This window comes from Oceanobacillus jeddahensis (assembly GCF_000750635.1).
GTDB lineage: Bacteria > Bacillota > Bacilli > Bacillales > Amphibacillaceae > Oceanobacillus > Oceanobacillus jeddahense.
In genome coordinates this window covers 60959-74889 of the sequence record NZ_CCDM010000003.1, presented here as the reverse complement: position 1 = coordinate 74889, position 13931 = coordinate 60959, and the positions used below count along the sequence as shown (strand labels likewise).

The window sequence follows — 13931 nt, the reverse complement described above, 5'->3', positions numbered from 1 at the left end:
ACATATTGATTATAACACAGGTTCATATTTTTGCTTGCGTTTTTTACAATGCATCTACCTGTACGATCCAATTAAACGGAATATCAATTTCCCCCTCATTATTAGAACATTTAACATCCATATCCCATACCCCCATTGGTTTATCTATACTGCATATGATTTCGTGAAATCCTGCTTTAAAATATTTAATTCTTACCATTGTTCCTTCTTTATGAGCGTCATATATCATACTTCCGTTATATTCAAGTTGGTCTAAATCCAAAAATGGTTTTTCCATTATGCCCCCATACTCCTTTTAATCTCTCCACAAGATAAAATATTGTCTAGCTTAAAACTGCGTACCTGTTTGCGATAATAGCAGTAAGCCAGCACCTTTTTGTTGTCTATGCCAACCACTCTTATAATCCTTTGCGTTACTTTATTATCCTGGTCCATATAATAAATCATGATCTTTTCCTTTTTATCCAATGATTTATGCAACAATACAGTCATTAAAAGACATCTCCAAAAATTACCGTTTGACGAATGTTTGTTCTGGTTATAATATTAGTGTATCACATAAACAGAACAAATGTACTGCTAATTTTTAACAAAAGAAAGGATGGTTAAAATGGAAGATTATGCTATAACTCGAATTACGCCAGAACATTACGGCTATAAAGATAGAGGAATTGTTAAATGGTTTGGAATGATGTTGTCAGATCATACGGACGCTTTAAAGAGAGAAAAAAATGAAGTAACTGAAATTGAAGGTAAAGAAGAAATGTCAGAAATGGAGATATCACAAGTGCTTCATAAAGCATATACAATGGACTTACCCATCGCCATCCAAGCGAATACCATAAGAAACGGAAGCTATTATAAAGATGTGCAATGTAAAATAAGTGGGTATGGAAATGGAAAGATACATTTAAGTGTGATTGACGGCCGCCGCACCAGCTGCACCATTGAAGAAATACGTAATGTTGAGTTTATGGATGTATTGGATTGGTATGATAAACTAAAATAAGATACCGCATAAAAAAGGAGATTAAAACATGACAGAAAAATATAAGTTGTTTTTAGATAAAATAAAAGTACATGAAAACCTTTTAAAAAAGGAAGTTGAATTAGCGAAAGAATTTGAATCAGATGCACCTTATGTAGATGATTTTCAAAAAAAGAAGATAGTTGAAAGAGATGAAGAATCCATTATATTTATTTCTAAAAAGGAAATTAATGAGTTTAAGTATAATAAGGATTGTGATGAAATTTATCACAATCGCATAACTGGTCAAGCATTAAATTATTGGCTAGACTTCGTTGTAGATAAAGTTAAAGTTTAAATAATATGTAAAGCCCCACAGTTAAGTGAGGGCTTATTTTTATTTAACAAAAAAGGACACCTCTACATAGGGGCGCAGAAGTGCCTAAGATTCAAGTGTATTCAATAATAGGTTAAGGGGTATTGTCCCTTATTTATCTATGTAATCCGATTTTATCCTATGAATCAATCCTTGTAAAGGCTTTCTAACAAAGAAAAAGACGCCCGCAGTGTCTACACGAGCGCCTAAACTTTGAGTCCCAATTGCCAAAGCAATTCCAAATATCCCACAGAGTATTGTATGTCGGCAACGTTGTAATTGTGAATGTGGTTTATTGATCTGTTGGATTGGTACAAGAAAATTAAGTAAAAAGACGCTCACGAGGAGCGCCTTTGTAGGGGAATATGAGAATAATCAATATCACACCATATAGTTATTATAGCATGCTGTATCTTTGTGTAAAGCTCCTCACGCTCGTGAAGGATTTGTTTTTTATCTAGTGTAATAACGAACATACTGCGTGCTAGCAGTAATATACAGTCCGCTCTTAAGCTGATACATATAACCATTGCCAACTTTAAATTTATCTCTAGCTACTGTAAAAACTTCACCCTCATTAACGATTACCGCTTTATCATCCCAATTTGCAGTGTTGTAAGTCCATAAGGACGGTGTGATGACCTCAACGTAACCTTGCTTGCCAGAGCCCCCATTATTACCACCACCAGACTTTTTCTTCAATCCAAGCGCTTGTGCAATACCATTAGCGTGTCCAAGAGCAATACGGTCAAGGTAAGCATCTGATTTTAGCTTATTCGCATCTGCTGTCGTATCAATGAAGCCATTCTCTGTTAAAACTGCTGGCATACTCGACTGACGTAACACATGGAAATTAGCACGTTTTTTGCCACGGTTTCTAAAGTCAACTTGCTTCATAACTTCTGCATGCAGTTTATCACGATAGGTTATTGTGTTATTAGATACACTTCCATTATAAATATAATCTTCATAGCCCGTACCGCCTCCAGCATTAATGTGGATGGATATAAAGTAATCTGCTCCCCAGCTATTTGCATCATTTGTGCGTTGTGCAAGACTACGAGTTGTGTCGCTTGTCCTACTCATACGAATGGTATGCCCTTCATAGTCACGATTTAAGATATCTCGTGTTTTTAGTGCAATTTTAAGTGTAAGCACCTTCTCCTGTAAGCCGTTTGCAACTGCACCTGGATCTGTTCCGCCGTGTCCTGGATCTAAATAAATTTTTGCCATAATAAAATTCCTCCTAAAATAATTTTGTAATAGAAAAAGAGCAGCCGTAGCTACTCTTTATCCTTGCTTGAAAATTCCTCTTTAATTTCTTTACCAATGGATTTGTCTGAGTTATCAATGCCATGCAATTTATCAGCTAACCCTTGTGGTACAAGCACGCCAACATCTGCCAGGTTTTCTATAATACTAATCCCTTCATTAACGATATAAAAAAGCACCGTAGCATAAGCCACAGCACCCTCTAAACCAAGTATTTGATCTACTACATTGGCTAACACAATAACCACTAACACAAGCACCTTACGTGCGTACCCAAACAGACTTTTACGACTCCATAGATTGCCGTTTTTCCATGCTTTGAATAATCCGGTTAGAATATCTAAAGCCATTAATAATAACAAAAAGTGGAGAAACTTCACTTCCCCGAATAAATACATATGCGTTGCTTCTAAATAACTCAAATTAACATCTCCCATTTCACCAGCTCCTTAGACATATTTAATTGTCCCCCTTCTAAATTTTCTCTTTTTATTGCATGAAAAAAGACACCTCGTTATGAGATGTCTTTACTTTTCTAATTTATTTTTAGATATTAGTTTTGCCTGTAAATTATCTGTATAAGAATGGAATCCAGTCTCTTATCTCTTTAGCAGTGTCGTAAGCAGTTTTTAATTTAGAATTATCATTTAAATATTCCTCGCCACGTAAGGTGATTTCTGGTCTTCCAACCGCTCTATCTTTCGTAGAGGTTAATCCTCTAATTAACCCTTCTTGTTGCATTTCCATTAACAGCTGGTCTCTTCTATCGAGATCTATACCAATATTATTCAACCTACTTTGTTTGCCATCATCAAGAGATTTCAAAACTAAATACCTAAATTTTTTCTTATTCAATTCTTGCGGCATATCCATCCCCTCCTCATTTGTTATCATTCGACAAAAAGGAAGAAAATCCTGCATAAAAATAATGTTTATTCGGATTTAATGATTGAATACCGCGGCCTCTCAAGGCAAAATAAAAAGCACCTCTATTGAGATGCTTTTAAAACTATAACCCTTTTAAAACCTTTTTAAAGTCCGGGACTTTCTTAGCTATTTCTTGATTATTTTCCGCAATCACGGCAGCTAATGCTTCTGCTAATTTTTTGTCAGTTACTCCGTTTCTTTTCAACTTTTCTTCAATTGTTGCCTTTTTTAATCCTAAAGAATGCATTTTTTATCCCCTCCTTTCTACTACCTATATCGGTATAGAAGGAGGGAATTTAAAGCATAAAAAATAAGCCTATTCGGCTTGTTCCAATGAATCTTTATATTCCGTTACCTTTTCAATAAAAGCCGTCGCATCAGCAATAATCTTATCAGCAACCAACGCTCTCATTTTATCCTTGTTTTCTTTTGTTTCTTCGTACTGCTCATGCGATATTTCAACCGGACGCCCGTCATTCAAGTTGATACCGTCCGTAATATAATTTACATTCACGCTAGTACAATCCTTGTCAAAGCCGTCATCGTAATTAAAATTAATCCCTGTGATAGTAATACGCATTACTCTTCACCTCCTTCGTTATCCAAATCAAATGCTTCGTATAAAACAGAAAGAGCGTAAGCATCGTTTCCGGAAAACTCCTGCTCACACTCTTCTGCGGTTAACTCTTTAATTTTGGATTTAATAATGCCTAATCCATTTTGATAATTGTCCCCTTCTACAGTGACAGTTTCTTTATAATAATCTTTCAGTGCTTTTTCCAGCTGTTTTCTGTCCTCTTTATAATCCTCCTGGATTGTTTTTTCACCTGCAGCAACTTCCTCCAATTGTTGACCAAGGAAATTTGTGATTTTAGAACGGTTAACGCTCTTCGGCCCTCGGAAATCCAAATTCTCCAGGAATACAATAACTCTTTCTAATTCGATGTTTTTAATTTTTAATTTCATCATGCTACCTCCAATTTATTTAACCGCTGCTTTAAATCAGCTATTTCAAATGCTTGCTTTTCAATTATTTCTTCCAAATTCTGAACTTTATTGTCTACCTTGGAATCCAATTCTTGAACAGCTCTAATGGTCGGTGCGATTAGGTTTGTATAACTAATCCCTAAATATCCTCGCCCATCTTCTGATACAATCCCTTGATTTATATAATTGTTCTTTATAAAAACACCAACCAGTTCTTGTGCAATAAACCCTGTTTGGATTTTCACTGAATCAATCATAGTATAATCAACTGGATTTAGTTGATTAATAAAAGATAAACCTAGCTTCGTTTGTTGGATGTTATCTTTTAACCTTCTGTCAGATGTCCTTGTGAAATCTTCGGCGTATGCAGTACCATAAACGTTCAACGAACTGAAATGTGCAAAAGTATAAGGTCTATCACTCAAACCAACGCTAGAGTTACCACTGGACGGCGCTCTTAAATTGGTTATATATCCATAACTAAAGTGATTATAAGATTCCGTATCCCCAAGTACATAAGTGTAACTGCCGCCGTTTAATCCTCTTATTGACATCGTTCCGCCAGATTCAGATGTTTCGAACAGCCATCCTTTATTTATATTTGCAACGTTTCTCACATCAAAGTTCTGTGTTGTACGCAACCGACGAACATACAAGTCATTGAACATGCGGTCGTTGTTCCCCAAATTGTAATTGTAATTAGCACCATTAATCGGAGTAATACTTGGCGAACCGTTGAAATCAATTTCAAGTCCTCTGTCCCAATCAACCGCCTGAGCTCTGAACTGGAATCTGAAACCACTGATACTGTTAGAAGCCCCATCGGTAATGGCTCTTGTCGTATTCCAGATAGCTCCACTCCAATAAGGTGACAGTGTATCTAAGTTTGATGACCCTGTTGTACCAGAGTAAGCAAATGGAAAGCCAGATAACGATTTACCCACACCAAAACCAGAAGAACGAGTAACGCCACCCTCTGTATCGCTATATTGAATACGGTTGGAAACATTGGTAAATTCAATCATCGCTCCATTACCCAGAACGAAATTAACATTCCGCATCGTTAACAATCCGCTATTCATATTAAACGTCGTATTACTATTTTGCGACTGAAGTATCCCACCAACAATGCTATTGGCACTGACATTAATAACATTCAACCGACCAGCATCCAATGTACCGGTTGTTATCTTGCCAGCATTTAACGAGGTAATGTGCCCGCTGTCCACTCTAAATGCACCAAGTACTGTTACATTACCATCAAGGACTATCTTATTACCGCCTATATAAGCACCTGACGTGTCCAAATTGATTTGATGGATAACGTCTCCTTTTTCTACACGGAGGTTGATGGCGTTATTTAATTGGCTGATTTGGGATTGAGTTGCCATGTCTTCATACGCTGGGGACCATGGTGTAACCATATTACCCTCTTCAACCTGGGCTCTCCATACAGTGCAATCCATATAAAAAGTTGTACCGTAAGCTCTAAACTGTATTTGTAAAAAATTTTCATTTCTTTTACCAGTTACAACAACTCTTTTGGCTTCATTTGGTTCTATTGTTGTAACAGGAAAACCTTCTATTCCGTTAATTCTTACTTCCATACTTCTTTCAGCTCTATTGTTTTTTACGTAAACCGATACTGTATAAGTCTCACCTACGACTGTTGTAATATCATTAGTGATATTTTTTAAAGCTTTAAGTTGACCGGTTTCGTTCCCCGATGTTGTAAAAATATTGGTAGCATCCGTAGCTCCCCATTCATCTACTGACACATTTTCTGTGACGGTTATTCTCGCACCGTCCCATGAAATTAATCTAGATGCACTGAAGTTATTGCTATCCTTGTTGAGATTGGTGCCACCTGCTTCTAATCCGTCCAAGTCATCACGAACTCCTTTAATCGTGCTCTGCAAACTGCTGGCGGTCTGAGTCAATGTATTAATATTCCCCTCCGCATCAGATAGCTTGATTTGTAAAGTGTTGGCTAACTGGGTAACAGTAGAAATGTTGCCTTCTGCAGTTTGAACACGGGTCTGCAATCCCTGAGCTGTCTGTGTTAGAGTACTTACATTATCCTCCGCATCTTTAATACGAGTGCCGTAACTGGTTGATGTCTGCTGTAACTTACTGATATTTCCCTCAGCATCAGAAACTTTTGTCTGTAAACCTTGCGCAATCTGGGTAACGGAACTAATGTCTCCGGTGTGTTCATCGACAACTTTGCTTAATGCATCAGCCTTACTAAATGCGCTGTCTGCTCTTGTCATAGAACTTTGCGCTTTGTCAAAAGCTTCCTGTGCGCCTGCAATGGCTTCATTAGCGTTCTCTGTAGCTAGATTTGCTTTTTCATTTGCATCATTTGCTCTATTACGTGCTTCTGCAGCTGTTTCTTTTGCTTCTTTCGATTCCATATCAATACTTAACTGCCACTGAACACCATCATAGATGTATGTCCTTGTATACTCTCCATCAACGATGCGGAACCACATATCACCTTTAATAAGATGGTCCCCTGCCGGTTCATCAGGTCCATAATAAATGGTGTTCTTTCCGTTGGCGGCTCGAATGGCTTCATTCGATTTTTGGTCAATTTTATTCATGTTTTCACCAATGATACCAAGATCATTGGCATTTTGATTAACGCTGTCCGTAAAAGAAGCTTTAACATTACCAGCAGATACCTTTCGATTTTTTTCAGCAATGGAATCATATTCAATTTTTACAATCGTAGCTTGTAAATCCAATCCCATCTTGCTATGAGCAACGGTGATTGTGTCACCTAGCCCAACATGCTCAAGTGCAGCAACATCCTTATATTCCTCGGTCTCATGAAGATGTTCAAACTCCACTTCCATTGATATGGAAGGAAGGTCTTTGTCTTTTCCCTCATTGTTAAAATATTCTTTATAGGCATTATATAAATCTTGACTAGTCTCAATGCCTTCCTCGCTACTCGCATCAATCGGCATTATTTTAATATGCGTATACTTATCAATATTAGGGCTATCAATGTACTTGCCGGGAACAGTGATAAGCCGCGCTCGTTCTTCTTCGGTTTCCTCAACGTACTTAAATGGATAAATACGGGTTACGATATTGTCATCATCAAATATCGCTTGCAATCCAGTAAGGTTTTTCTTATACAATACCTTTACACCGTCATCACTTCCGCGCCTGCGATGCATGATTAAGTTGAAATTATCACGCTCAATCTGTCCTCCCCAAATCTGGAGAATGGAACCTTCTGTGCCGGCTACCATCTGTAATGGGTTGTTACGATAAATATTCGTGCTGGATTGTGTGGTTGTATTGGTACTGGATAAGTTGAACCGTGTCGGATAAGCCATTGCTTCTTGAATGGCTTTCATCGCCTGATACGTTGTTAGGTTTCTGATTTCCAATTTCTCTACAAAGTTATCTGCAAGGTCATTTGTGATGTGCCGACCGTTGATAATGATTTGATCTGCAGCATGGTCTTTGACATGAGAATAAATCCGGAACAACTGAGGTTGTTGCTTGTCATTTGCTTTAGCTTTGATAATCATGCCATTTTTAATTTGGTCAGCAAGAAAGCCGTCTGCATCATATTCAATAGTGATTTCTGAATATCCATTAAGTTCTTCTTCTGGGTATACAGTTATTGCATCACGCAAAAAACCAATTCCGTTATGCACGAAATTGGTCTCGTTACTGTTATATAAAGTTGGATACATGTTTTACCTCCTTTCGGTCAGACGTAAAAAAGACACCGTTTATTTGGTATATAAGGTTCCATGATTAATATTTATTTTATCTCCAATAATCCGTATACCTTCTTGACTAATATTAATGGCGCTGATTATTTCATCTTTGTCTACTTTTGAAACTTGTGTTTGTTCTATAGAAGATACTATTCGCGTCAATGCTGACACTTGTTTTTCAAGCTTTTGCATCCGTAATTCGTCATGTTCTTTCTTTGAAATAACTTTCTCTGATTCATCAAGATAAGTGATACCTTCATCCCATTCAACACCTTTTAGTTCTACACTTCCTGTACTTGTATCCATGATGAAACCACAGTTTTTACTACCTAATGTATAATCATGTTTATTCATCACAACCACCTCCACTTAGGATTAATTTCTAACTTGCTAATTGCTCCACTAAATTCCACAACATTATTACCAGTCTTAAAAACAGGAAAATCACCAACCATATGATTATTTAGATTGGTGATATTTCCTGTGGTTTTTCTATATGCATTCATCAATTCGGAATCAAGTTCAATGGTTCCGTTGATTCCTGTAATCTGTATTTCTTCCTCATTAACAAATATTTTCCCATTACCACTGCAGGTAGCTTTTATATATGGCTGTGATTCGTAACCGGGATTAGTAAAAATTGTCCTTCCAGTGATAGTTCTGGTTTCGTTTGTCTCGTACTGAAACGGGTCCAGGATAAACTCAACAGTAAACCTTCCATATTTGACAATGATATTTTCAGCCTCTTCAATTCGGATGGATTTAACCCTGTAATGTACATCCTCATCATCTGAAAAACTCAATGTCTTAGCGCCGTGTAAGAACTGTTTCGCTTTCCTAAACGCCTGTTTAAAAGGCATGCTCTCATTGATATAAAATTCCAACGGATAAGGAATGTCCCTAAACCCGTATTTTTTCGTCAGTGAACCATGCCTGCCTCTAACTTCAACATGCTCTATATCTTCTTCTGGCGATGGTACAGGCGCTCTGTCTATTGGATGAATACCTTTATCTGCCGTGTCTATATCATTGATAAACACAGCTGCTGCTTTTAATGGATGCATAGATTAAGCACCTCCCCATGCATTTTTCTTTTTATTTGCACGTTCTCCTAAACCTTTGTCAAGAACTTTTGAGGCAACATTCCTAAACTCATGCTCCCCAATTTGGATATTAGGATTTTTGGCAACTAATTGTGCAAGTAACATAACCATTTCTTTACTATCTTCTACTTGTTCAGATAGCAGATTAATCATTTGTTCTAAATGTTTTGTAGAAGCATCTTTCTCTTGTTTAGGTGTCTTCTGTTCTTTAGATGAGTTATTATTTCGTCCAAACAAAGCAATTAATTTCATTATTTCGCTGTTCCATAACCTGTCAAAATTAAACAATTCATCAAAACCGTTCGTCCCCTCTGCATAGGAAGAAGTAGCTCGCAACATTTTCTCCGTTTTATTGTTTGGAATAATGTGGGTACCTTTAGGCATATCAGGAATGAATGTATGTGATCCAGGAGAAATGAACGCTCTACCATTTGGAAGTATTCCTAATTCTCGTCCTTTTTCTCCGATAACAGCATCTCCGCCGGGATGCCCACTTGGTGGTGTACCTTTCGCCCAACCTAACGCCTTTGATAAATTACCCATTGAGTTTCCTATAAGGTTAACGGTCTTTCTTACAGGCTGACTAATTCTTCTGTTAAGAGTGGATAATGTTCCGCCATCAGTGAGATTTACTAATTTTTCAGCTCTTGTTTCAGCACGAACATTAATGTCTTGTACTGAACCACCGTCATTTGCAGTCACTGGTTTAATAACTCCAGCCATCCCGGCTAAATCAATACCACGGACAGTGCCATAGTCTTGAGCGTTAACAAATTTATCAACGTCGCTGCCTGCCTCAGCGGTACGCTCTTGCTCAAGTCCAATGCCTGTACGGGTTTTGTCATTGTTACTATCAATACCATAACCTTGGCCAGAAATGGCATCAGCGCCCATGTTTATTTGGTTTTCTACTTCTCCCCAAAGCCCAGCCTCTGTTAACACATCTTTCATGATCTCGTCATTGCGTTGTATCTTACCATCCAACTCTCCGACTTGGTTGTTAATCTCTTGGGTTGTAGCACCTTCTTGCTGCAGATTCTTTATTAACTCCTCCCGCGTCTCCGCAAGCTTGGAATTTTTATCCTGTATTTGTGATACAATATTTCCTTCTTCAACATTAATTTCAGCAGCTTCTGCTTTATTACGAATACGCTGTTGTTCTTCTTCGGAAAGTTTACTCAGCTTGCTGTCAAGAACGCCATTAATATCATTATATAAACCTAGTTCTTCATAAATCTTTAACCTTTGCGCTTCTTGTTGGTCGGTGCTTTCTTGTAAGGTTGTTAATCTTTCTCGTTCTTCATCCGTTAACTGTTCGCCGTTGGACTTCTTTTCTTGCAGCTGTTCTATTTCTTCTTGGTTTTTGGTGATGGTTTCATCAAGTTGTGCAAGCCCTTCTTCTCCCTGTTCTTTAATACCTACGTTTTGAAGATATATATTTGCCATCTGCATTTCTGCTTCAGCTAGTTTATCAATTATAGCTTGATTGGCGTCTATAGTTTCGTTTAGAGGATCTATTCCATTTTGATAGTTTTGGTTCCTGTCACCGATATTGTCATTAATAATGGCAGTTAAATCACTATACTCTCTAGCTAATCTGGATTCTTCTTCATTAAGGTTAGCTCTATCCTTTAACTTGTCACCAAGTTCATCTTCAATCTCATTTATTCTTTGCTGAGCACCCTCGTGATCGGACATATATTGATTGGCGCGTTCATGAAAAGTTGTTTGCCTGTCTAAAAGTTCATCTCTTTCTTTTGTCTTTTCATTTATGACGTCTAAAGCTTCTTGCTCTTGTTCGATCAATTCCAGCCGCTCGCCTCTTAGCTCATTTTCAGCCATGTCTCGCATGGTTTGTGCGTATTCATTAGCTTTATCAGTAGCAACTATAAACTCTTCACCAGTCTCAGAAATGGAGGTCTGTACATCAGGAGCCTGTTCGATCAGATTGTCATTTGCAGTAAATAGCGCGTTCAATTCATCTTTGGAAAGACCGCTATTTTTAGCCAAATCCTCGTAACGTGATTGTAGTTCGTCAATTTCTCCAGGATTGTTCGATTGCGATATTTTTTTATTCAGCTCATTTAGTTCAGCCAATTCAGCGTTGGAAGCATCAGCTTTATTAGACAATCTATCGAAGGTATCTGCACTATTTTGTATATCTACCGCTTGATCACTAAAGGATTGAGCAACATCTAAGTTAACTTCTTTTCCGTTTTTTAGCTCATCAAACAATTTATACGCACCGTAACCTAAAGCACCTACACCTGCAATAGCTAAACCAACAACACCAGATTTCCCTAACAAACCAACTGCTCCAGCTAAACCTTTTCCGCCGGCTGTTCCAATTGTTTTAGTAAGGCCTCCGGCTGCTTGCATTAGTGTTCCTGCACCAAATGATAATTTACCAAAAATACTTAAAACAGGACCCGCTGCAGCAGCCAATAATCCAAATTTAATAATATTCTCTTGTGCTTCGGGGCTGAGGTTCGCAAACCATTCTGTCACATCTTTTAAGACTTCTACCGTCTGTTCTAAACCAGGTTTTAAATTTTGGTATACTTCAATAAAAAGATCTTCTAACATGGACCGTAATTCTTTAACGCTTCCAGCAAAATTATCTTGCATGGTGTCCGCCATTTCATTAGCAGCACCCTCAGATTCATTAACCGCTTCAGTAAGTTTATTATAATCTTCTTCAGACGCGTTAATGATGGCAAGCGCACCAGACATAGATTCTTTACCAAATATCGTTGCGGCTGCTTGAGCTTGTTGTGCTTCATCTAAACCAGAAAAAGATGAACGTAAATCCCCCATTACTTCATCAAAAGATTTCATTTCATCATTGCCATCAGTAAGGGAAATACCTAATTTATCCATTTCATCTTTCATCTGCTCGGTAGGTTTAGCCAGGTTGGTCATCATAGTACGCAATGCAGTACCTGATTTTTGTCCTTTGATTCCTGCATTGGACATGAGACCAATGGCTACAGAAACATCTTCAATATCAAATCCAAGAGCACCTGCAACAGGGGCCGCGTATTTAAATGCGTCTCCCATACCTCTAACATCTGTATTAGCGTTGGCAGAGGCTGCAGCTAAAACGTCGGCAAACCTTCCGCTTTCTTTAGCTTCCAGTCCAAAAGCTGTCAATCCATCTGTTACAATATCAGATACTAGAGCAAGATCCTCACCAGATGCAGCTGCCAGGTCCATAACCCCAGCAATACCATCCATACTTTGCTCTGCATCCCAGCCAGCCAAAGACATGTAGTAAAATGCATCACTTGCTTCACTGGCACTAAACACTGTGGTTCTTCCCATTTCTCGGGCTTTACCCTCTAACTTTTCCATATCATCAGCGCTTGCACCAGATACCGCGGCCACACGGGACATCCCGGATTCAAAATCCATTCCGGTTTTAATAGCTGCTCCACCGACAAGAGTTAATGGCAGGGTTACTTTTCGGGTTAAATTTCTGCCTGTCTCGTCCATTTTCTTGCCTGCAGATTTTAATTTTCCACCGTAGTTCTCCATCCCATCAGCGACTTTATACCAGCCTTTGCTTTGTAATTCCTGTTGTTCTTGAAATGCTTGGAACTCAGCAGTAACATTATCTAATTCTCTTCCAGTTTCTTGATAACGAGCTATTTGTTCGTTCAACTCTTGAGAAGCCTTCTGAGCTTTGACACTGTTTTCTCCGTATTCGTCTGACATACGCCTGTGCTTCGCTCTAGCTTCTTCAACCATCCTTCCCTGTATACGGTGGCGATTTGTTAAACCTTCAATCATTACACCATACTTAGAGGCGGACTTTTCCCCACGATCAAAAGCAGAAAGCTGTGCTCCCATTGCTTTATTGGATGATTTAAGTTGACGCTGTAAACCGGTCATATTTTTTTCAACGCCTGTACTATCCAAATCAACTTTAATTATCATGTTACCTACTGGAGTTCCGTTTGCTGCCATATATGTTTACCTCCTTTCTATTTTCCGAATGCAGCAAAAAGAGAGTCCACTTGTCGGGACTCCCTTTGTTTAGTCTGTTTTCGGTTTATTAATCTTAAGAATTCGTTTAAGTCCATCTTGTAAATATCGTTTAATGAATGCTTTTGTATAAGAGTGGCAAAGAGATTATCCATAATTTCTCGTTGTTTAACAAAACTGAAATCGGATTTCTTTAAATTCTCCTCGCCATCTACTCTTTTTTTGATGTATCACCCTGCAATGTTCCAAATAAAACAGCTATATAAGCATCCACTATATGCCTGGAATCAATCCCTTTAACAAGATCATTACTTGTAAACTGATTGCCGTATAAACCAACAACAAAAGTAGTAATTCGCTCAAATAAATCTGCATCAATGGTAAATTGCTTTTCTTCCAATTCCGCACCTAAATCAATTGATTTTTTGGTATAAATTCCTTCTACGAAAAACGGAAAAGAATATGTTTTTGTTTCTAACTCTCCACCTTTTACATCCGTTACTAAAGTAAGACTTCTGGTTTGAGTGTCATAGTATTTCATGTTTTACCTCCTAAAAAAGAAGAGA

15 protein-coding genes are annotated in these 13931 nt (G+C 38.0%); 2 read left to right on the top strand and 13 right to left on the bottom strand.

Features of this window, described 5'->3' with window-relative positions:
- Nucleotides 1-43 precede the first annotated feature (43 nt).
- Entirely contained in the window at nucleotides 44-277 is a 234-nt protein-coding gene (locus BN986_RS13720) for a YolD-like family protein (RefSeq protein WP_040981108.1), read from the bottom strand.
- On the bottom strand, nucleotides 277-492 hold the full coding sequence (locus tag BN986_RS13715) for a hypothetical protein (RefSeq protein WP_040981107.1): 216 nt from the start codon (nucleotides 490-492) through the stop codon (nucleotides 277-279). Before BN986_RS13715 ends, BN986_RS13720 begins: the two co-directional genes overlap by 1 nt.
- 118 nt (nucleotides 493-610) lie before the next feature.
- Between BN986_RS13715 and BN986_RS13710 the strand changes: the two genes are divergently transcribed.
- The gene (locus BN986_RS13710; RefSeq protein ID WP_040981105.1) at nucleotides 611-1009 is read left to right on the top strand and encodes a YolD-like family protein; all 399 of its coding nucleotides are present in this window, start codon (nucleotides 611-613) and stop codon (nucleotides 1007-1009) included.
- A gap of 28 nt (nucleotides 1010-1037) precedes the next feature.
- The gene (locus BN986_RS13705; protein ID WP_040981103.1) at nucleotides 1038-1325 is read left to right on the top strand and encodes a hypothetical protein; all 288 of its coding nucleotides are present in this window, start codon (nucleotides 1038-1040) and stop codon (nucleotides 1323-1325) included.
- A 471-nt stretch (nucleotides 1326-1796) separates the two neighbouring features.
- Here BN986_RS13705 and BN986_RS13700 read toward each other — a convergent pair whose 3' ends face one another.
- From BN986_RS13700 to gpG, 11 genes are all read right to left on the bottom strand, one after another.
- Nucleotides 1797-2576 (bottom strand): N-acetylmuramoyl-L-alanine amidase, encoded by a 780-nt coding sequence (locus tag BN986_RS13700; protein ID WP_040981101.1) that lies wholly within the window; start codon nucleotides 2574-2576, stop codon nucleotides 1797-1799.
- Between the two features lie 50 nt (nucleotides 2577-2626).
- Nucleotides 2627-3052: a phage holin family protein gene (locus tag BN986_RS13695; RefSeq protein WP_040981099.1), complete on the bottom strand. Its 426-nt coding sequence runs from the start codon at nucleotides 3050-3052 to the stop codon at nucleotides 2627-2629.
- A gap of 133 nt (nucleotides 3053-3185) precedes the next feature.
- The gene (locus BN986_RS25760; protein ID WP_052400795.1) at nucleotides 3186-3482 is read right to left on the bottom strand and encodes a YjcQ family protein; all 297 of its coding nucleotides are present in this window, start codon (nucleotides 3480-3482) and stop codon (nucleotides 3186-3188) included.
- A 142-nt stretch (nucleotides 3483-3624) separates the two neighbouring features.
- Complete coding sequence (locus BN986_RS27065) at nucleotides 3625-3789, bottom strand: hypothetical protein (protein ID WP_157037082.1); 165 nt, start codon at nucleotides 3787-3789, stop codon at nucleotides 3625-3627.
- 69 nt (nucleotides 3790-3858) lie between these two features.
- A complete protein-coding gene (locus BN986_RS13685) occupies nucleotides 3859-4122 on the bottom strand; it encodes a hypothetical protein (RefSeq protein WP_040981098.1) in 264 nt (87 codons plus the stop codon).
- On the bottom strand, nucleotides 4122-4508 hold the full coding sequence (locus BN986_RS13680) for a hypothetical protein (protein WP_040981097.1): 387 nt from the start codon (nucleotides 4506-4508) through the stop codon (nucleotides 4122-4124). The genes BN986_RS13685 and BN986_RS13680 overlap by 1 nt, the downstream gene beginning before the upstream one ends.
- Complete coding sequence (locus BN986_RS13675) at nucleotides 4508-8248, bottom strand: phage tail spike protein (RefSeq protein ID WP_040981096.1); 3741 nt, start codon at nucleotides 8246-8248, stop codon at nucleotides 4508-4510. Before BN986_RS13675 ends, BN986_RS13680 begins: the two co-directional genes overlap by 1 nt.
- Nucleotides 8249-8287: 39 nt before the next feature.
- Nucleotides 8288-8629, bottom strand: a complete 342-nt coding sequence (locus BN986_RS13670) for a hypothetical protein (protein ID WP_040981095.1) — start codon at nucleotides 8627-8629, stop codon at nucleotides 8288-8290.
- Nucleotides 8629-9339: a hypothetical protein gene (locus BN986_RS13665; protein ID WP_040981092.1), complete on the bottom strand. Its 711-nt coding sequence runs from the start codon at nucleotides 9337-9339 to the stop codon at nucleotides 8629-8631. The genes BN986_RS13670 and BN986_RS13665 overlap by 1 nt, the downstream gene beginning before the upstream one ends.
- 3 nt (nucleotides 9340-9342) lie before the next feature.
- Nucleotides 9343-13347: a phage tail tape measure protein gene (locus BN986_RS26235; protein WP_074435678.1), complete on the bottom strand. Its 4005-nt coding sequence runs from the start codon at nucleotides 13345-13347 to the stop codon at nucleotides 9343-9345.
- A 229-nt stretch (nucleotides 13348-13576) separates the two neighbouring features.
- Nucleotides 13577-13906: a phage tail assembly chaperone G gene (gene gpG / locus BN986_RS13655; protein WP_040981090.1), complete on the bottom strand. Its 330-nt coding sequence runs from the start codon at nucleotides 13904-13906 to the stop codon at nucleotides 13577-13579.
- Nucleotides 13907-13931 lie beyond the last annotated feature (25 nt).